16 protein-coding genes are annotated in these 20,832 nt (G+C 31.4%); 11 read left to right on the forward strand and 5 right to left on the reverse strand.

Annotated features, from left to right (window positions below):
* Positions 1-162: 162 nt before the first annotated feature.
* From JM80_RS04200 to JM80_RS04230, 7 genes are all read left to right on the forward strand, one after another.
* Positions 163-564 (forward strand): response regulator, encoded by a 402-nt coding sequence (locus tag JM80_RS04200; RefSeq protein ID WP_013620817.1) that lies wholly within the window; start codon positions 163-165, stop codon positions 562-564.
* A gap of 78 nt (positions 565-642) precedes the next feature.
* Positions 643-1,185, forward strand: a complete 543-nt coding sequence (locus JM80_RS04205; RefSeq protein WP_013620816.1) for a heme NO-binding domain-containing protein — start codon at positions 643-645, stop codon at positions 1,183-1,185.
* A complete protein-coding gene (locus JM80_RS04210; protein ID WP_013620815.1) occupies positions 1,178-3,160 on the forward strand; it encodes a PAS domain-containing sensor histidine kinase in 1,983 nt (660 codons plus the stop codon). Before JM80_RS04205 ends, JM80_RS04210 begins: the two co-directional genes overlap by 8 nt.
* A gap of 8 nt (positions 3,161-3,168) precedes the next feature.
* Positions 3,169-4,302, forward strand: coding sequence for an FIST signal transduction protein (locus JM80_RS04215; protein ID WP_144709308.1), 1,134 nt, complete (start codon positions 3,169-3,171; stop codon positions 4,300-4,302).
* A complete protein-coding gene (locus tag JM80_RS04220) occupies positions 4,302-5,363 on the forward strand; it encodes an ATP-binding protein (protein ID WP_144709309.1) in 1,062 nt (353 codons plus the stop codon). The genes JM80_RS04215 and JM80_RS04220 overlap by 1 nt, the downstream gene beginning before the upstream one ends.
* Position 5,364: 1 nt before the next feature.
* Positions 5,365-5,682, forward strand: coding sequence for a histidine kinase (locus JM80_RS04225; protein ID WP_089118546.1), 318 nt, complete (start codon positions 5,365-5,367; stop codon positions 5,680-5,682).
* Between the two features lie 3 nt (positions 5,683-5,685).
* Entirely contained in the window at positions 5,686-6,408 is a 723-nt protein-coding gene (locus JM80_RS04230) for a LytTR family DNA-binding domain-containing protein (RefSeq protein ID WP_013620811.1), read from the forward strand.
* Between the two features lie 44 nt (positions 6,409-6,452).
* Here the strand turns inward: JM80_RS04230 and JM80_RS04235 are convergent, their stop codons facing one another.
* A complete protein-coding gene (locus tag JM80_RS04235; protein ID WP_144709310.1) occupies positions 6,453-8,525 on the reverse strand; it encodes a lipopolysaccharide assembly protein LapB in 2,073 nt (690 codons plus the stop codon).
* A gap of 226 nt (positions 8,526-8,751) precedes the next feature.
* Here JM80_RS04235 and JM80_RS04240 point away from each other — a divergent pair, with 226 nt between their 5' ends.
* The 3 genes from JM80_RS04240 to JM80_RS04250 all read left to right on the forward strand — a co-directional run bounded on the left by JM80_RS04240 (position 8,752) and on the right by JM80_RS04250 (position 11,853).
* A complete protein-coding gene (locus JM80_RS04240) occupies positions 8,752-9,054 on the forward strand; it encodes an STAS domain-containing protein (protein ID WP_013620809.1) in 303 nt (100 codons plus the stop codon).
* Complete coding sequence (locus JM80_RS04245; RefSeq protein ID WP_144709311.1) at positions 9,041-10,276, forward strand: oligosaccharide flippase family protein; 1,236 nt, start codon at positions 9,041-9,043, stop codon at positions 10,274-10,276. Before JM80_RS04240 ends, JM80_RS04245 begins: the two co-directional genes overlap by 14 nt.
* Positions 10,277-10,581: 305 nt before the next feature.
* Complete coding sequence (locus JM80_RS04250; protein ID WP_034645746.1) at positions 10,582-11,853, forward strand: glycosyltransferase; 1,272 nt, start codon at positions 10,582-10,584, stop codon at positions 11,851-11,853.
* Between the two features lie 55 nt (positions 11,854-11,908).
* Here the strand turns inward: JM80_RS04250 and JM80_RS04255 are convergent, their stop codons facing one another.
* The 3 genes from JM80_RS04255 to JM80_RS04265 are packed head-to-tail and all read right to left on the reverse strand — an operon-like array spanning position 11,909 to position 17,748.
* A complete protein-coding gene (locus tag JM80_RS04255; RefSeq protein ID WP_144709312.1) occupies positions 11,909-13,432 on the reverse strand; it encodes a glycoside hydrolase family 2 TIM barrel-domain containing protein in 1,524 nt (507 codons plus the stop codon).
* Positions 13,429-14,658, reverse strand: a complete 1,230-nt coding sequence (locus JM80_RS04260; protein ID WP_144709313.1) for an Ig-like domain-containing protein — start codon at positions 14,656-14,658, stop codon at positions 13,429-13,431. Before JM80_RS04260 ends, JM80_RS04255 begins: the two co-directional genes overlap by 4 nt.
* A 3-nt stretch (positions 14,659-14,661) precedes the next feature.
* Positions 14,662-17,748 carry a hypothetical protein gene (locus tag JM80_RS04265; protein ID WP_144709314.1) on the reverse strand — a complete coding sequence of 1,029 codons (3,087 nt, stop codon included), beginning with the start codon at positions 17,746-17,748 and terminating at the stop codon, positions 14,662-14,664.
* A gap of 215 nt (positions 17,749-17,963) precedes the next feature.
* Between JM80_RS04265 and JM80_RS04270 the strand changes: the two genes are divergently transcribed.
* Positions 17,964-19,115, forward strand: coding sequence for a response regulator (locus JM80_RS04270; protein ID WP_144709315.1), 1,152 nt, complete (start codon positions 17,964-17,966; stop codon positions 19,113-19,115).
* Between the two features lie 77 nt (positions 19,116-19,192).
* Here JM80_RS04270 and JM80_RS04275 read toward each other — a convergent pair whose 3' ends face one another.
* Entirely contained in the window at positions 19,193-20,830 is a 1,638-nt protein-coding gene (locus JM80_RS04275; RefSeq protein ID WP_013620802.1) for a sodium:solute symporter, read from the reverse strand.
* Positions 20,831-20,832: the final 2 nt, after the last annotated feature.

The raw sequence follows: 20,832 nt of genomic DNA on the forward strand, positions 1-20,832 counted from the left end.
GGTTTACCTGCATTTTAAAGGGGTTTTAAGACGTTGGTTAAATGTGCAAATTTATCCATCTACAGTAAACTACCATTCGTCTACACTAATTTACTGTTCAACTTTATAGTAAAAATTAATTAGAAATGGGATATTACATTTGCAGATATAAAAATTAGAGCTATGAATATTTTATTTATTGAAGACGACATGATCGAGACAATGAAGCTGAAGAGAACGATCTCTAAACTTCAATTAAAACACAACATTACCGAAGCAAAAAACGGTGAGGAAGCTCTAGATATACTACAATCTGGAAATACATTACCAGACATAATTTTGTTAGATTTAAATATGCCAAGAATGAGTGGCACTGAGTTTTTAAGTGTTTTAAAGGCAGATGAAAAGCTTAAATTTTTACCAACAATAGTATTAACTACATCAGAAAATAGAGCAGATTTATTAGAATGTTATAGAATAGGAATTGCAGGTTATGTAATAAAGCCTCTAAAATATGAGGATTATGAAACCAAATTACAAAGTGTTTTAAACTACTGGGACAACAATGAACTAGTAAAAGGCTAGTAATTTTAACACCTTTCACAACAAAAATTACACCCTAGGTATCCTTTTTCTTACTTTTACAGCTCTAAATGTCTAATTATGAAGGGAGTTGTATTTACAGAGTTTTTAGAAATGGTAGAATCTAAGTTTGGATTAGAAACTGTAGACACCATAATAGAAAACTCTAATTTGCCATCAGAAGGAATTTACACATCTGTTGGAACGTATAATTTTAATGAAATGGTAAGTCTTATTACCAGTTTAAGCTCTGAGGTAAAAACACCAGTAGGAGATTTAATTTATGCTTTTGGTTTATTTTTGTTTGACGGTTTGGCTAAAGCACACCCAGATGTTATTAAAAGCTATAACTCACCGTTAAGCCTCATCTATTCTATTGAAGACCACATACACGTACACGTTAAAAAATTATATCCAGACGCAGAATTACCTACGTTTAAAATTTTAGAAAAGACAGACACATCTATTTCTATGGTATACTCATCTAGCAGAGGATTGTACCAATTAGCGCACGGCTTAATAGAAAAATCTTTTGAGCATTTTAATAGCAGTGCAACTGTAACGTACAAACTTTTAAATGAAAACGGTACCGAAGTAAAATTTGACATTACCCAGAATGGATAGTAACAAAGAAATTTTATTACTTAAAAAGGCGTTAGAAAGACAGAAAAAAGCAAGGCTACAAGCAGAAAAAATTTTAGAAGTAAAATCTAAAGAGCTTTTTGATACTACCTTACACCTTAAACAAGCTAATAATAAATTAGAGAATTTATTAACCGAAACTACCTCTAAATTAGATGGTGGTTTTGTTAATATTATAGACCCATACGTAGTAATGGATCTTAGCTTTAATGTTGTTAATATGAACAGTTCTGCTAGAGAATTTTTAGGGTATGACAACACTAAAGAAACTATTAACCTGCCAAAATTAGTGCACAAAGATTTTATGCAATACACCATAGAATCTTTTAAAACTCTAATGCAAATAGGTACGTTAAAAAACTACAGATCTAAAATTATCACAAAAAATGGCACACATAAATGGGTGCAAATAAATACTAGTGTAATTTATGATAAAGAACAAAAACCAATAGGTGCACAAGGTATTATAAGAGACATTAGTAAAGAAACTGAAATTAAGGAAATGCTAAGCGAGCAAAAAAGACAATTAGACATAATTGTAGAAAACTCTCCGCTTGGTATTGTACTAACAGTTAATGATGAAATAATAAAGAGTAACGCTACATTTGCGGCGCTTTTAGGATACCCAGAAAATGTTGCCAGAAAATTAAAATTATCAGACATATCTGAATCCGAGGATGAAGAAATGACAAAAAAATTAGAGTCTGACTTAAATGCTGGTTTAATAGATAATTTTTCTATTGTAAAAAGATTTTTTAAAAAAAATGGAGCTCAGATTTTAGCAAAAGCTAGTATTAGTGCCGTTAAAAATAACGAAGGCAAAGTAGAGTACCAGGTTTGCGTAATAGAAGACATCACAAAAGAGCGCCAAGCAGAAGAAAAAATAAAAGCAGAAAAAGAAAAGTACAGGGGTATTATTGCTAATATGAATTTAGGTATGGTAGAAGTTACCATAGATAATGAAGTACAGCTTGTTAACCAGAGTTTTTGTAAAATGAGCGGATACTCTAAAGATGAACTTTTAGGGGAAGATGCTGTAAAAATATTGAAGATAGAGAACTCTGAAAGAATAGAGAAAAAGTCTGAAAATAGATTAAAAGGAATCTCTGACTCTTATGAAATAAAAATAAAAAATAAAAAAGGAGAAACAAGACACTGGCTAGTAAGTGGTGCTCCAAATTATAATGAAGAAGGCAAGGTTGTAGGTTCTATAGGTATACATTTAGATATTACAGAGCAAAAAGAATTAGAGTTACAAAAGGAGCAATTATTAAAAGAGCTTAAAATTAGTAATGATGGTTTACAAGAATATGCCCATATAGTTTCTCATGACCTTAAATCTCCATTACGTAGTATTAGTGCTTTGGCTACTTGGACTTATGAAGATTATAAAGACGTTTTAGATGAAGCAGGTGTGCAAAACCTAACGTTAATGCAAGAGAAAGTTGCATTCATGGACAAGCTAATTCACGGAATTTTAGAGTATTCTACAGCTGGTAGCGCACAAATGTCTACCAGTAAAGTAGATTTAAATACTGTAATAACAGACATTACAGAGAGTATTTATATTCCAGATCATGTACAGGTAGTTGTTCCAAAAAAACTACCGCTTTTAAACGCAGATAGTACAAAAATGCATCAGCTTTTCCAAAATATTATTGGAAATGCAGTTGTTCATATTGAAGCAGAAAAAGGATTAGTACAAGTACTTTATAAAGAAGAACCACAGCATTGGCAATTTTGTATAGAAGATAATGGTGTTGGTATCCCAGAAAAGTTTCATAAAAAGATATTCGAAATTTTTCAATCAATAGGAGATAATGAGCGCTCTACGGGTATAGGCCTATCAATAGTTAAAAAAATTGTAGACCGTTATGAAGGTAATGTTTGGGTAGAGAGTGAGTTAGGTAAAGGGACAAAATTCTTTTTTACTTTAAAAAAAGATCTTAATAATTAATTTTAGTTATGAAAATAGTACAAGCAAAAAAAGAAAAAGGAGCTAATTTTATTTTTATAACAGATAAAATTACTTTAAAAGACCCTTTGGTTTTAGTTTTTGGTAATAGATTTTTATTAGAAGAAGAAAATCTATATCAAGAAATTAAAGAGATGTTTCCTAACGGAAATGTTGTTTTTGGGAGTACTTCAGGAGAAATAATTGAAGATAAAGTATCAGAAAATACAATTGTTTTAACTGCTATAGAGTTTGAAAAATCTACCTATATAGTAAAAAGTAAAAATGTAAAAGAGTTTGGTTATAACGATTTGGATTTAGGAGCTAAGTTAATTGAAGAGTTTCCTAAAAAAGATCTGAAACACATTTATATAATTTCTGAAGGAAGCACGGTAAATGGTAGTGCTTTAATAGAAGGAATTGAAAAAGAAAAACACATATCTATTGGGTTGTCTGGCGGTTTATGTGGAGATGATGCTAGGTTTGAAAAAACACTAGTGTCTAATAATGCTACACCTAAAGAAGGAGAAATTGTAGCGATAGGTTTTTATGGCAAAACATTAGAAATTACAAGTGCAAATTATGGTGGTTGGACCGGCTTTGGGCCAGAACGTATTATAACAAAGTCTAAAGGTAATGTTTTGTATGAGTTAGATGGGAAACCTGCATTAGACTTGTATAAAAAATACTTGGGAGATAAGGCAAAAGAATTACCAAAGTCAGCATTACTGTACCCATTAAATGTAAAAATTACTGAAGATTCACAACCAATTGTGCGCACCATTATAAATATTGACGAAGATACAAATACGATGACATTAGCCGGTGATGTTCCGCAAGGATCTACTGTACAATTAATGATGTCTACTGTAGATGACATAGCTGAAGGTGCAAGTGTAGCTGCTAAATATGCTATTAGAAATAGAGAAAATCTTCCGCAATTAGCATTACTTGTTAGTTGTGTTGGCCGTAAGTTAGTTATGGACCAAAGAACAGAAGAAGAGGTAGAAGAAGTTTTAGATGTAATTGGCAACCAGTCTAAAATTATGGGGTATTATTCTTACGGAGAAATGGCTCCTTTTGAAGGTAACAATGCGTGTATGTTGCACAACCAAACAATGACATTAACTTTAATAAGCGAGTAATGCATTCACTTTTAAGAAGACAAATACGCAAAAATTTGCCAGAGGAGCTAAAAGGTAATCCAGATTTAGACAAATTTTTTAATGCAATAGAAAAATCTTATGAAGATTACGATGATAAAATTGCAATGATACAACGTGCAACTACTATTAGTGCACAAGAATTAAAAGCAGCAAATATAGAGTTAGCACAAGAGGCGCAAGAACAGAAGAAGACACTGCAAGCCTTAGAGCAAGCAGTTAATAGTCTTAATTTAAATTTAGATAATACAGAAGATATAGTGCACTCTAAACAAAATATAGTTAGTGCGCAAAAACTAGCCAAACATATTAGTAAGCAAGCAGAACATATTGCTTTGGTTACTAAAGAAAAAGATAACTTAGTTAAAGATTTAGAGGAGCAAAATAAATCTTTAAACAACTACGCCCACGTAGTATCTCATGATCTAAAATCTCCTATGCGTAATATTAATACGCTAATGAGTTGGATTGTTGAAGAAGAAAAACACAAGTTTACACAAGATAGTATTAATAATTGCGATTTAATATCTCAAAACTTGGTAAAAATGGACAAGCTAGTTAGTGGCATTTTAAAACACGCTACTATAGGCAATAATGAAGAAGCTAAAAGCAATGTAAATATTTCATTACTTTTAAAAGACATAAAAAGTACTATTTACATACCTAAAAACGTTATAATAAAAGTAGCAGACAATTTACCAACCTTATTTTTAGACAAATATAGGTTAGAGCAACTTTTTATGAACTTATTAACTAATGCTGTAAAAGCAACAGAGCATTTAGAAAATGGTATTGTAAATGTAGATGTTTTAGAAAAGCCTAACTATTGGCAATTTAGTATTAAAGACAATGGCAAGGGAATACCACAAAAATATTTGAATAAAATATTTGAAATGTTTAAAAAGCTAGATAATGATGTAGAATCTAATGGAATAGGGCTAGCATTAGTAGAAAAAATTGTAACTTTCTATGGAGGTAAAATTTGGGTAGATTCTAAGGAAGATGAAGGAACGGTATTTTATTTTACCATTAAAAAAAATTAGTATGGAACAGCCCAACCTAAATTACGTACACAAACTAGCAGATGGTAATACAGAGTTTCTAAATCAATTTATAAGTATTATTAAAAGTGAGTTTCCTGAAGAAAACGAAACATATATTAACGCTGTTAACGCTAAGGATAATAAAGCCTCTGCAGAAATAGTACATAAGCTAAAACACAAATTTAATATTCTAGGGTTAGAAAAAGCATATGGTTTGGCAGTAACGTATGAAGAACAACTGTTAAAGGGAACATATGACTTGCATGCAGAATTTAAATTAATTTTAGAAAAAATAACAACCTACCTAAAAACCATTTAAACTATGAATTGTATTATAGTAGACGACGAGGCAACAGCTAGGTTAATAGTTGCACAACTTTGCTCTAACGTTGAAGAGTTAGAGGTTATAGATGCCTTTGGAAGCGCAATGGAGGCTATAAAGTTTTTAAATCAGAATACAGTAGATGTTATTTTTTTAGATATACATATGCCTGGTTTTAGTGGTTTTGACTTTGTACAAACATTAAAAAATCCGCCAAAAATTGTTTTAACAACCTCAGATACCAACTTCGCTATTGAGGCTTATGAGTATGAGTCAATTGTAGATTATTTAGTAAAACCAGTTACACAAGATCGTTTTAATAAATCTATACAAAAAGTAAAAGCAGCACTTGCTAAGGCTCCAGAACCAGAAACTGTTTCTGAGGACACTACAAAAAGTAACACAGCATTGGGCCAAGAACTATATATTAATATAGATAGACGTCTTATAAAAATTAACTTTAATGATATACAACTTATTGAAGCTAAAGGAGATTATATAGAGGTTAAAACAACAAAAGAAAACTACAGAGTACGCAATACTCTGAAAAAAATTAAAGACAAGTTACCAGAAAAGTTGTTTTTGCAAATACATAGGTCTTATATAATTAATTTCACAAAAATTATAGATATAGAAGACAATAGTGTACTTATTGAGAAAAATGTAGTGCCTATTAGTAGGTCTAACAGGCCAGAATTAATGAGAAGGTTAAACCTATTATAATTTTTATATCAGTTAAAAAAAGCCCCAAATTGTATTGGGGTTTTTTATTTTATTTGATATTTTTTCTTCAGCTTATCTAAAAATAATGGTTTTTTTGTTAGGTAGTATTTTAGTTTAATACCAACTTCTGTAAACTCAAAACCAGCAGCAGTTGCAGAGGCAATGTTACTATATTTGCCATACACATCACCAATAAGTCTTTCAGAAAACTGGTGTGTTAAGCCAGCTTCGGCTCTAAAGAGTGAACTAGCATCTTGCTCCTCTACATATTGTAAGCCTGTAGCTGCACTAGCAAAATAATTTGTTTTTTCGTTTATTTTACCTCTTACATCACCAAAAAGTTCAAAGGCTTTATAGGTTTCTGGACTAAAGTAAATTACTGGTAATTGGTCTTTAAAAGTTATGTATTGGTAGTTTAGTCCAAATTTTAAAGCTGGTTTTCTTAACACATTGTAATACAAAGAGGTAAAAAGTAAATTTCTCTCGTTATCATCTGTCTGTTTAGTATGTATAAGTTGTGTGTACCAACCTAAGTTAAAATTAGTGCTTAAATTGTAAATTAAGCTATAGTGGTTCATTACTATTTCTCTTTCTATAAGTTCTGCATTAAAACTTTGTACTTCTCTTTGGTAGCCCAAATCTAAGTTTAAAAAAGACAAAGGTTTAGTTTGTAACTTGGCTTGTAGTATAGGTTGTGTGTATGACGTGTTAGAAAACCTAGAGTTGTTAAAACCTGCAGAAGCTAATAAATTAGTTTGTGGCATTAACTTATACTCGACATCTGCTTGTACTAAATGTGCTGTTGCTTTATTGTTTGTTGTAGTGTTTTCTGTGGTTCTGTATTGGTATGTTACAGTTGTTTTAAATTTGGTAGATAAAGGTACCATAGCTGCTGTTTTTAAAGAAAGAGCAGTGTTGTCTCCATTATCAAACGTGTAGCTAACTTGTTGTTCTGCAAACGGAGTGTAGTTTTTATTTAATTTTTTTATAACCCCAGTAGCATCTTTCTGTTTCGGAAAAATTTCTAATGTTTTATATGTTGTAACGTATGCAGGTACAATTTTATCTGAAGCAAATAAAGCATTTGCTTTACCTAAATTACCGTCAAAAGACAAACTATCATTAGCCAATATAGTATTGTAATTACTAATACTGGTTTTAAATTTAGAAGTATACATACCTAAAGTTGCTTTTAAAGACATCACCCAATTACGTTTTGGATATTTTTCTTCTAATACCTCTATTTCTTTTTTTGCAGAAACAAATTTGCGGTTCCAAATTAAAGCCTGTACGTAACGTTCGTTACTTTTTTCAATAAGTTCAAAATCTTCAATTTTTTCTGCCTTTTGTTTGGCATTAATGGCTGTTTCTAAGGCTATTTTGTCTTTTTCTCCAATATGCTCTGCTAGTGCAATTCCAATTAATGCGGTTACAGTATCTTTAGGTGTTTTAGCATATTGGTAATATGTATTTTTAGCTTTGTTTACATCTTTGGTAATTAAATAAATATTGGCCAAATTTAGGAGTGCATCTTTATCGTCCTTAAAATCTTCAAGTATTTCTTTTAATAAACTTTCTCCTTTTTTATAGTTTTGGTTATTAACGTAATAATTAGCGTAACCAAGCTTAATATACTTTTTAGATACTTTGGCACTATTATTATCAGGATCTACCTCTATAGCTTTGTTAACCCACTTTAAAGCCTCTTTATACTCTTTTAAGTTACTTAATGTGTTGGCATAACCTAATATGGCAGCAAAGTTTTTAGGGTTGTTTGCAACTAGGTCTGCGTATAATGGTTTGGCTTCTTTAAATTGATTGGCCCATAAAAAGGACTCGTAATAGTTTATTTGAACCTCAAAATCATTTGGGTGCTTTTCTAATAAACCTTTAAATATGGTATTAGCAACTTTAGGTTCTCCACTTAAGCCTACTGCTCTACCGTAACATATTAATATTGTTTTATTGGTAGGGTAAGCTTGTGCCAATGGTTTAAAAAAAGTTTTAGCCTCTTTAAAATTGCCTTTTTCTAGCATTTTAAAACCAGGAGTTAAGTCTTCCTGTGCATAAACTGTTACAGTTGCAATAAGTAATAAATAGAATACAATTTTCTTCATTATAAAAACGGTAGGGTTAGTACTACAGTACTATAACGTACACATTCTGTATTTATTAGGCTTTTATGATTTAATTATGAGTTAGTTAAATTTTTAATTTAAAGATTAAAACTTACCATTCGTCTACAGTAAACGGCCAATCATCTACAGGCGGCAATTTTTCCTTTATTAAAAAAAGATATTTGCTGTAACAAATAATACAAACTTAACCTAAAACACAATTATTATGGCATTACGTATAGATCACATTAACAATTTTATGGAAGTTAAAGGAAACCTTAACTCTCAGAATATGAAAGCACTTAAAAGCCATATAGACTATTACTTAAAAGGTAATGAAAAGCTAATTTTATCTCTAGACAATGTAAATAACATAATGTATTCTAGCGCAAAGCAGTTAGAGCAATTATACATTAAAGTAGCAAAAAACAATAAGGTTTTAGCTATTGTTGGTCAGGAGAATAAACAAATTGCTTCTATTATGGAAATGTCTAACACTTCTTATATCTTTAGCAATGACCGCGTTTAGTTTTGTAAATAAAAAAATAACTCCAGAACAAATATTTATGACAAGTGTACTTGTTGTAAATGGAGGCAACTACCTGTATAACTTAATACTAGGGCGTATGTTAGGGCCTGCTGCCTTTGCAGATGCAGCTTTACTAATAACATTATTGTTGGTGCTTTCTTTTGTAGGAATGACTTTTCAGTTGGTAACTACCAAGTTTAATATTTTGTTTTCTGGTAACCAATGGAAAGCTTTTGAAAACTATATGCACAAATACGCCATTATTTTTGGTGTTGCTATAGGGGCTTTATTATTTTTATTTGCAAACAATTTACAGCAGTTATTTAATACAGAATCTGTAACAATGTTTAGAGTCTTTGCTGTAGGTATTCCGCTTTACTTTATAATGTCTATTAAAAGAGGAAAATACCAAGGCAAACAAAATTATACTAACTTATCTGTAACCTACCAATCAGAAATGTGGAGCAGATTGTTAGTAACACTAGCTTTATTGTTATTAGTACCAATGAACTCTGCTTTTTTAGTAGCTGTAGGTATAGTAATATCTTTTGTTTTTGGATTAATGCCAATAAAATTTAAGAAAATATCTTTTGCTGCATCTAATATTTTAACTGTAGAAAATAAAAAGAAAGTTACCACATTTATACTATTAACATCCGGTTATGAGCTTACGCAAATTATTATAAACAATAGCGATGTACTTTTAGTAAAACATTATTTTAATTCTTTAGATGCCGGGCTTTATGCTTCTTTAGCATTAATAGGTAGAGTAGTTTATTTTGTAGCTTGGATGTTTGTAATGTTATTATTACCAGCAGTAATAGAAAAAAGAAAAGAAGGTAAACGTACAGCACCAATTTTATTTAAGTATGTTGGTTATATAAGTTTACTATCTGTAACTATAGTTGCTGGTTGCTACCTTTTTCCAGAAACAATTATATCATTAATGTTCGGTGATGCCTATTTAGAAATGTCATCTTTATTATGGCAGTATGCATTAGCAACGTCACTCTTTGCTATATCTAACATATTTGCATATTATTTTTTATCGCTAGACTATTATGTTCCGGTAATATTATCTGGTATACTAGGATTATCACAAATAGGATTAATCGTATTTTTTCATAGCAGTTTAGCTATGGTTGTACAACTACAAATTATAGTAATGTTGGCATTACTTTTTGCACAACTACTTTACTTTTCATCAAAACGAAACATATAAACCTACTTTTAATTTGGTTAGCATTCCCCCAATTAATTGCCTAAAACTTTTTAAGTTTTAGGCTTTTTTACTTTTATACATACCTGTAATATTATGTAAGATTTTAACTTCTTTTTTAAATTCATTTTATAACTACTTCTTCATTGAAATTCTGTTTGAGTTTTGTTAAAAAAACGTTAACCGCAGGGTGCTTTCCATTCGTCTACAGTAAATGGTATTTGGTCTCTTAACCCCTATTAAATAAGGCTTTAAGATGGATATTTGTATAACAATTTATCCCAAATAAATTATTAAAACTTAACCTTATGAAATTAGCAATTGTAACAGCGTACCCACCAAGTAAAGTAACTTTAACAGAGTACGGATACCACTTGGTAAAACATTTTAGACTACAAAAAGAAGTAACTGAAATAGTCTTAATTACAGACAAAACCAAAGAAGCAAAAGACCTTTCTTTTACAGAAGAAGGCTGTAAAATTACAGTAAAAGAATGCTGGAGTTTTAATAGCTATAAAAACGTTTTTGGTATTATGGGCGCAATTGCAGACACTAAACCAGACGCAGTTTTATTTAACCTTCAGTTTTTAAAATTTGGAGACAAAAAAGTACCTGCTGCGTTAGGTTTAATGTTGCCTTTAATATGTAAATTAAAAGGAATACCAACAATATCTTTACTGCACAATATATTAGAGCAGGTAGATTTAGAAAATGCAGGTATAACTAAAAGTAGTTTTCTTAAAAAAGCATACAATTTTATTGGAGCTTCATTAACTAAAGTAATTTTATCTTCAGATATTTTAGCCGTAACAATAAGCAAATACAAAGGTATTTTAGAAAGCAAATACAAGTCTAGAAACGTTGCTTTAATTCCTCATGGTGCTTTTGAAACTCCGCCAGAACCAACTTATCAATTACCAAAAGGTCCTAAGCAAGTAATGGCTTTTGGAAAGTTTGGAACATACAAAAAAGTAGAAATTTTAATTGATGCTGTAGAAATTATTCGTCAGCGTACAAAACAAGATATAGAAATAGTAATAGCAGGTACAGATAGCCCAAACACACCAGGTTATTTAAATGAAGTGAGCAAAAAATATAAGCACGTAGATCAATTAAGGTTTACTGGTTATGTTGCAGAAGAAGATGTACCTGTTATTTTTAATGATAGTGCAGTGGTAGTTTTTCCTTACACATCTACAACAGGTAGCTCTGGAGTTTTACACCAAGCAGGTAGCTACGGAAAAGCAGTTGCGTTACCAGATTTAGGAGATTTAAGCATACTAGTTAAGGAAGAAGGTTATAAAGGTGAATTTTTTGAGCCAGAAAGTGCAGAATCTTTAGCAGATGCAATAGAAAACATTATTACATATGATGATTACCGCGAAGAATTAAGTAAAATAAATTATAAAGCAGCGTGCTCTTTACCAATGTCTGATATTACACAGATGTATGTAGATTATTTTGCAGCAATACAAATGGCTAAAGCCGGAAACATAAGTATTGATACTATTATAGCAGAAAGAGAAAAAGAAAGGGAGATGGAGAAAGAAAGAGAAGCAGTAGAGCTTTTAGTAAAATAAATTATGGTGAGGTTAAGCCACAAAAAGGGAAACAGTATGGTTAGCTGTTTCCCTTTTACTTTTTAGGTTTAATATATTGTAATGCATCCTTTGGCTGTCCGTCTACAGTAAATAAGCCAAAATACTTTTGCTGATTTTTACGCCAAGGTAACCTACCAACAACGGCTGTTGGTATTGTTTCAAAATCATACAATGTCCATAATACAAAAGGAATATTCTCTTGTTCTATATACAATTGCATTTCTTTGTAATAAGCAGCTTGGTCATCTATAGAACCTGTGAATAGGTTCCAAAAGCCACTGTAAGACGAGTAGCCGTACTCTTGTAAAACCAAATCTTTACCCTTAGCTTTGTTTTTTAATACAGCAAAGGATTTTAAAAAATCTTTAGGCTCTTTGTAATAATGAAAAGATACAATATCTACTTCTTCAACTAGGTTTTCTGCAGCTTCTGTACTAGACCATCCAATAGTAATATTGGTTTTAGAATCCCACTTTCTTATATTTTTAATCATTTCTTTAAGCCAAGCAATTACTTTTAGTTTTCCTCTAGACTCAAAGTCTAAATCGGGTTCATTTTTAATATCCCAAGCAACCAAAGCAGGATGATTTTTAAGAGCATTTACAATTTGCTCTGCGTGTCTGTGGTTTAATGTCCAGTCTTGTACATCATAATTACCATAAAAGTCAAAAAGAGTAACTATTACATTAAGTTTGTGCCTTTCTGCAATATCTAAAGTTTGCTTTAATTGCATTAACTTTTTAGGGTCTACATTAGCTTTTCCAAAAGCTTCATAAGGAACAAAAATACGAATTGTATTTAGCTGTAACTCTTGTATTAATGCAAAGTCTTTTTCTATTACACTACTGTTGTATGTTTTGCCAAACATATTCCAAGGAGTGTTTTTTGGGTAATAGTTTATACCAGATGTTATGGTTTTGCTTTGCTGTTTTTTTTGTGGTATTAATGTATTGGCAGTGTTTTTTTTATTTATTTCTACCAGGTGTCTAATACGCCAAAAACCATCTTCTAAAAGCATCATTACCTTATAACTGGGTGTGCTGTAAAAATTGCTTACCAAAGTATTATTGCTGTAAACCTCATTGTATTGTTCTGCATTATTATCTGTAAACACTACAAGTTTACCATCTGTACTGTAAAAGTCTACAGTTGGGTTATGTTGTATAGATGTGGTAACTAGCGTAATTCCGTTTTTAGCATTTAGTTTAATAATGCTATCTAATTTAGCTCTGGCACTAGTTGTAAAAAAATCATCTACACCATACATATTGTTACTTGCTAAAGCAATGTTGCGCACATTCCAAGCATTTTTATAATCTTCTTCTATAGATTGTAAAGTTTGATCTTCAATTTCTCTGCCTTCATTAGTAGTGTTATGCCAAACTATTTTAGGAGAATATGTTTCTTCAAAATTTTGCTCAATATGTAAAATAGAAGTTCTTTCTGCTCCCGTATTTAAGTAAGATAGCATAGCACTTATGCCAATTAACACCAAACCATTTAAGGCTACAAAAGACAGTAGTAAAAGTGCACGATATATAATTTTATTTATCTTCATTTTAGCATTATTACTTTGTTTTTAATAATTCCGGCAGCTTCAATTTTAATAGTATAACTTCCTTTTTTATAAAAGTTTTCATCAAAATTAAACCTAGCAACACCTTTTAAAGTTGTAGTTTTAATGGTGTTTAATAAAGCACCTTCTTTAGTGTAAATAAATACAGTTACGGTTAATCCGTCTGGTACAAATTGCTGCATAAAACTTTCTATTGGCCCAATAGTAATTGTTCTGTTGTTTGCAGATAAGTGCACTTTATAATCTTTTACTGCAGAGCTAAAATCTACCTTAATAGAGTCGCTTTTTGCCGCTCCTGTAACATAGGCAGTAACAGTCCAAGATTCTTTTTTAGATGGGTGCAATAGTTTTGCTATAGCTACACCGTTTATGGTTGTACCATTTGTTTGTAGCAAGTTGCCTTGGTTATCTTTTACAGTAAAAAGTACCAAAGTACCATCACTAACTACATTACCGTGGTTGTCTTTTATTGTAGATGTTGTAAATGTTATAATTTGGTTACCATCTGCGTACTTATGGTTTCTGCTGTAATTTATTGTAAAGTTAGATGCGTTATCTGGCAATATTACCGAGGTTAATTCTTTAGATTTTGTACTGTCTACCAAAGATGTAATTAATATGCGTCCCGTTTTTTGTGGAGAAAAAATATTGGTCCAAGCCACCAAATTTTTAACCTTTAAAGTGTCTGTTGTAACCTCTTTTTTAAATTGATGTTTTATAGCCACTTTAGTGCCTGCTGCCAAAGGATTATCAAACCTATCTGTAGGCGCATTTACAAGCATAGAAAAGTCGTTACCGCCAGCAACAATACTTCTTGGTCCTAAATAGGTTTCTAGTCTTGGGTAGTTGTTAGCTTCAGGCATTATCACAACGGTATCTTGCAATTTTATATGGTTGTTTAAAACCAGTAGCCAATGTAAATTACCAACAATTTTAGTGAAATTTTCTGGTACTTTATAGGTTAACTTGTTGTTGCTTTTTATTGGTTTAATTGCGGTTATACCATAAGCATTTTTTAAAACCAAAACCGCATTACTTTGTTTGCTGGCAGTAAACTCTAAAGTAATAGAATCTGCAACGGTATAATTTTTTTTAGCTGTTAATGTAGTAAAAGTTACGTTACTGGTATTTTGTTTTTTGGGTGTTTCTTTTTTGCTGCAGCTAGTGCAGAAAAGAAATAATAATATTATGTATAAGTAATTTTTCAAGCTTTATTTTGGATTACCAATGTAACTATTAACCTCTAGTCTTATAAAATTAAAACCATCTCCTTTTTGTTCTTGTAGCTGCTCTAACATATGGTTGTGGTTCCTGTCCGGAAACATTTTTTTAGCTATTTCTATGTTAGGAGAGCCATTTACAAAACAATTTGTCATATCATCACTAATAATTTTTAAATTGCCAAGGTTTAATAGGTTGTAGTTAAAATGTTGTTTTCTTTGTATACGTACACCTTCAGATAAAAAATTATGATCTACCCAAACTAGTTTTTTATCATTGTCATAATAAGAAATTAATAGCTGAGGTATAGTAACCTCCTGTACACCAGAGTTAAAAAGGGAGCCGCTCATTGTATTGTTAGTAAAGTTTAACTCTTGCAAAGACAATTTTTTATACAAATCTGTATTGGCAACATTGCCAGCGCACTGTAAATTAAATTTGGTTGGTATTTCTTCTAAATTAATTGGTGTAAACTCATCCGGATTAAATGTTGGTGGCAAAGTATCTTTGGTAGAAGACCAAGCAATACCCTCAAAATTAATTTTAAATGCGGTAATCTCCTTAGGCATTAGCTTGTGTTTTATGTTGTCTTTAGCATTATAGTTAGCCAACTCTTTATTTTTATCATTGTAAAGGGTGCCTTTAATAACAACATCAGACGGTACGTTGTCTACATTTTGTATTTGCCCAATTATACTATACCTGCCATTGTATTTTATTAATTTTGCAGTTAAAATTTCTAAAACGGGTTGTTTTAAAACATCTTCATGGTGAGTTTGCTCTGTGGTTATTTTTCTTCTGCCATGGTTAAAAAATGTAGTAGAATTATCTGTAAACAACTGGTCTGGTGGTAAGTCATTATCTAACTTAGAAACGCTTAAGTACCATTTATTTTTTTTCTTTTTTACAGTGTGATAAAACGTTTTTTCTACTGCATCTAAAGGTGTAATCCACCTTGTGTCTACTTTAACCTTTGCACTGTTTTTTGTTTTGTTTACAAATGAAATGCCAATGGAGTCTAACTTTGCGTATGAACTTAAAATACCATCTGTAACAGAAATTTCTAACATGTACTGAGAAAGGCTAACACCGTCATCTGGATTAATGTATGAAAAAGCCCTTTCAAACTCTTTAAAATCTACAGCATCATAATAAGCAGTTACTACATTTTTAGCAGACAGTTGTGTGCTGTTTTCTACATAAAATAAATATCCGCCGTAGGCTAAACAAACCATAACAATTCCTGCCCAAATATGATTAACGGTTACTAAGCCTCTAGAAAATTTTGTGTACTCTATTCTGTATTTTAAGTAAGATGGTAACGCTAGTTTTTTAGATTTTAGCGTTCTGTACCACACCATTTGAATATTAATAATAAAGGCCAGTAAAATGGTTAAAACAGGAATAGTACTCCACATTATTTTTAAAAATGTAGGTACGTCTTCTTTTGGTATAATTGCAGGTATTGGAGGTACATTTAGTTTCTCCCAAACCATTATGCCGTTTTCTAACTGTTGCAAACGTTGCCAGCCAGAGAAATACAATATGGGGTCATAAAACTTATCGTTAGAAAAAATATACTTTAAATTGTATTTTTCTGGTACCGTTAAAAATTGTTGTAAGGATCCAATACCTTCTACGCCTCTAAATTTTGAATTTTCTAAGCGTTCTATAGCTCTAGTGGTAAGCTCTGGTAACCTTCGAGCAGAATGGTAATTGCCATCTACAGTCATTGCTTTTGTTTGCGCAGATAGCCAAGCCATTTGGTCTCCAAAACCAAGAGTTAAGTAACGCCAATGATCATGCTGATCCTGATTTAAAAAGTTTACAATAGGCAGCATTTTAATTTTTGCTGGCTGTGACGGTCTAAAATAGCCCAAGCTCATTGTAAAAATTACCATAAATAATATGCCAACCATAAAAAAACCACCCACAATTCTGTGATATACAGCTCCAAACCTTTTTTGAATGTTGTTTTTTAAATCGCCTTCTATCATCCTATATGCAAACTCACCAAATATTGGTAAGGCCATAATTGTAGCCCAAAGAGTAAAACGGTCTAAGGTTAAAATATTAAAAGCGGTTTCTCCTAATAGTTTTAAAGGAATAGGTGTTGTGCCACCTGTTCCTAAAATAGTTAGCATAGAAAAAGATAGTCCAAAAAATAAGTAGCGCTTGCTGTAAAACCTATAAAAAATATAAGGTAGTATAAATAGTAATATTCCCCACGGAATCATAAAAAAGACCAAGCCAGAAGATAAAACCTCTAAAAAGTTGTCTCTAGAACCATGCGGAATAGGAACCTGAGTTATTGGATTTTTTTTAGAGTTTACCCAGTACGGAAGAATACAAAATATAATGAGCAGTAGTGATGAAAAACCAAAAGTTACAATACGCCAAAATAGCTTTTTAAATGCCCAAATAAATGTTTTTAAATGTATTGCTTTAGTGTCTTTTACTTTGTCTTTAGCTGTATCCATTATCACCATACCAATTAACGGAAATATAAAGAATACCATACCAAAAATTGGTGTAACATGATGAGACGTTACTGTTACAGCAATTAAAGATAAGCTTGTAACCAAGTACCTAATTTTACCTTCTTTTATCCACAAATATATTTCTGGTATACTATGCAGTAATATAGATAAGCCCATAATGCTGGGCAGTTGCCCAAATATGTGTAGGGTTTCTATAAATGTTGAAGAAAAAACAGCTAGTAATGCAGTATAACCAGCAACGCGCCTATTAGCGGTTATAAGCAACCCAAATCTATACGCACCAGTTATAAATAATACTATAGCTAAAAGAGCAACGGTAAACATACCAAATTTTAAACCGCCTATGTAAGATAAAAGACCTATTAGTTGGTGTACTAAAGGCGGGTACGCTTGTACTGTAAAACCAGTATACCACCTATAATCCCAAGGCTCAAACCAACTATTAGCGTAATGGTCTGCAAAAAACAGGTGAATTAATGCATCATAAGTATTCTCTAACGTAAAGAAAATACTAGACCCATGGAAAGCAATACCAACAATAAGAGCTAATATTAATAAAATATTGGTTCTCTTCATAAATTTTAACCTGTAAGAATATAAAACAAGATAAAGATAAACATATTGTGGTATTATAAATAATGTATGTTAACTTGCTTACAAAACCACTCGTCTACAGAAAACGGTTATTGACCTTGCTGCTAACTTTTTAGTTATATAACCGTAGTACCTTTGTACCAGAAAGTTATGGTAAAAACTATAACCTTTTCCCCAAAACAAAAAAACCTTAACCTATGAAAATTTTAGCTATTGATGATCAGCAATTAATTTTACTCTCCGTAGAAAAAAAATTAACTGATTTAGGATACCAAGTACAAACAGCAAGTTCTGGGGCAACCGGAATAGAAACTTTTAACTCTTTTAAGCCAGATCTTGTAATAGTAGATGTTAATATGCCAGATATGAGCGGTTTAGATGTGGTAAAGCACATTAAAAACAATTCTAGTACGGCAATAATGGTAATGTCTGGTAATACAGATGAAGATATAATTTTAGACGGATTTAATCTTGGTATAGATGACTATATGAAGAAGCCTGTAAGTTTAGAAGAAGTAGCAGCACGTGTTAAGCGTATTGTTGGTGCTCCTACAGAGGCTAAAACCGCTACAAAGGTTGATGGTGCACAAATGCTACAAAAAAATTGTGTAGGTGTTGTTATACCTTGTTATAATGAAGCAGATAGGCTATCTAGTGCAGAGTTTAAAGATTTTGCCCAAAAAAATCTGGGCTACCACTTGTGTTTTGTAAATGATGGTAGTACAGATAATACTTTAGAAGTTTTAGAAGAATTAAGAAAAGAAAGTGAAAATACCATTAGTGTTTACAATTGTAAAAAAAATGGAGGTAAAGCAGAAGCGGTTCGTCAAGGAGTATTGCATTTAGCAAAAGATTCTCAGTTTGACTATATAGGCTATTTAGATGCAGATTTATCTACAGATTTTAGAGATTTTGATGAATTAGTTAAAACCATAGAAAACTCTGAGTATAAAATTGTAAGTGGTTCTAGAATTAGCAGAATGGGAGCAGATATTACTAAAGAATCTGCCCGAAAAATAATAAGTAAAACCATAAATCTTATTATACAAAATATATTAAAAATGCCATTTAAAGATACCCAATGTGGAGCTAAAATAATGGACAGAGAAATAGCAACTACAATGTTTAATAAAAAGTTTATTACACGTTGGTTGTTTGATGTAGAGATCTTTATGCGTATGAAAAAGAAATACGGAAAAGATAATGTGCAGCAGTTAATTTGCGAGCAACCATTAAAAAGGTGGATACACGCAGATGGCTCTAAATTATCTATGAAAGATTCTATTAAAATTGTTGGTCAGTTAGCGCAGATTAAAATGCACTACGGAAATAAAAGTTATGAAGTTTAGGTTAAGGTTCTCTTCTAACTAAAAAAATCCCACATTGTAATGATGTGGGATTTTTAATTAACTAAACTTAGACTTTTTTAATAAAATAAGCCATACATAACAAAGCAAGCTATAACTAACAAAATAGCTTGTACTCTAAAGTTTTTATACCAAACAATACCTTTAAGTTCTTTAGTTTCATCTATCCAAATTTGTTTGGTCCAAGTGTTTTCTGCAACCTTATCTGCTGGTGGTGGTGCAGTAGCTAAACTCACAATTATAGATACTACCAAGCTTATAATTAGCAGAACAGGTGCTAATAGTAAAAAGTGAATATTTATTTCTACGTTTAGCACATACTTTAATGTCATAATTAAGGCAGCAACAGCTAAACCTGCCATTAAGCCGCTAAAAGCGCCTTTAGCATTGGCTCTTTTCCAAAATAAACCTATAAAAAATGTACCTACAATTGGTGGTGCCAAATAAGAAACTATTTCTTGGTAATAGGCTATAAGCGAATCAAAAGTCTGAATATAAGGAGCCCAAATAACAGCAATTACTAATGTTACAACAGCTGTAATTTTACCAACTTTTACCTTTTTAGCGCTACTGGCATTTTTATCTATTTTACTATAAAAATCCATAGTAAATAAAGTAGATACAGAGCTTAATGTGGCACTTAAGGTAGATGTTAAAGCAGATATCATTGCAGATAAAATAATACCAATAAGGCCAACAGGTAATAACTTAACAATAAGCCTTGGATATACTTGGTCTGTATTTATACCGTATTTTTCTTTTAAATCAATTCCACTTATTAATTCATGCGGCAAATTTTCTACTCCAAAAAGGTTTATACCACGTGCAATTAATCCGGGAACAATAAAAATAAATAATGTAAATAGGTATAAAAAACCTACTAGTAAAACACCTTTTCTTCCATGGTCTATAGATTTTGCAGATAATACACGTTGTACCATAACTTGGTTGTTAGCCCAAAAGTAAAACCCAAGAATAGGAATACCAATCCACATTCCTAACCAGGGTACAGTAGGGTCATCTAAAGGTCTGGTTAATTTTAACCAAACACCATCGTTAAATTTATCTATAAAAGATTCCCAACCACCAATACTACTAATAGCGTAGAACGATAAAATTGAAGAACCAATAATTAACACAGCAGCTTGTATCATATCTGCATTAATTGCAGAAGACAAACCACCAATAATGGTATAACTACCTGCAACAGCTGCCATACCTATAATGATCCAGAAAATTTCTACTTCCGGAAAAATCATTTTTATAATTAAGGCGCCTGTGTATAGGGTAGCAGAGGCATCTAAAAAAACGTTACCAATAATTGTAATAAAAGAAAAGTAAGATCTAGACTTACCATCAAACCTGCGTTCTAAAAATTCCGGCATTGTAAAAATTCCAGATTTTATGTAGAAAGGCAAAAAGAACATGGCAAAAAATACCATTATTAAAACCGATATCCAGTTGTAATTAAACACTGCAATACCGCTAATAAAGCCTTCTCCAGAATGACCCATTAATGTAGAACTAGATACACTTGCGGCAAATAAAGATAACCCAACCATTGGCCAAGTTAGGTTTCTGCCAGCTAAAAAATAGGCGTCAGAATCTTTACTTTTTCCATTTTTTAAGGCCCACCATACTATAAAAACAATGTACAGTACTAGTACAGTAAGGTCTATATAACTTAAGTTACTCATAA

Origin of the sequence: Cellulophaga sp. RHA_52, from assembly GCF_007827205.1 — a bacterium.
Classification (GTDB): Bacteria; Bacteroidota; Bacteroidia; order Flavobacteriales; family Flavobacteriaceae; genus Cellulophaga; species Cellulophaga lytica.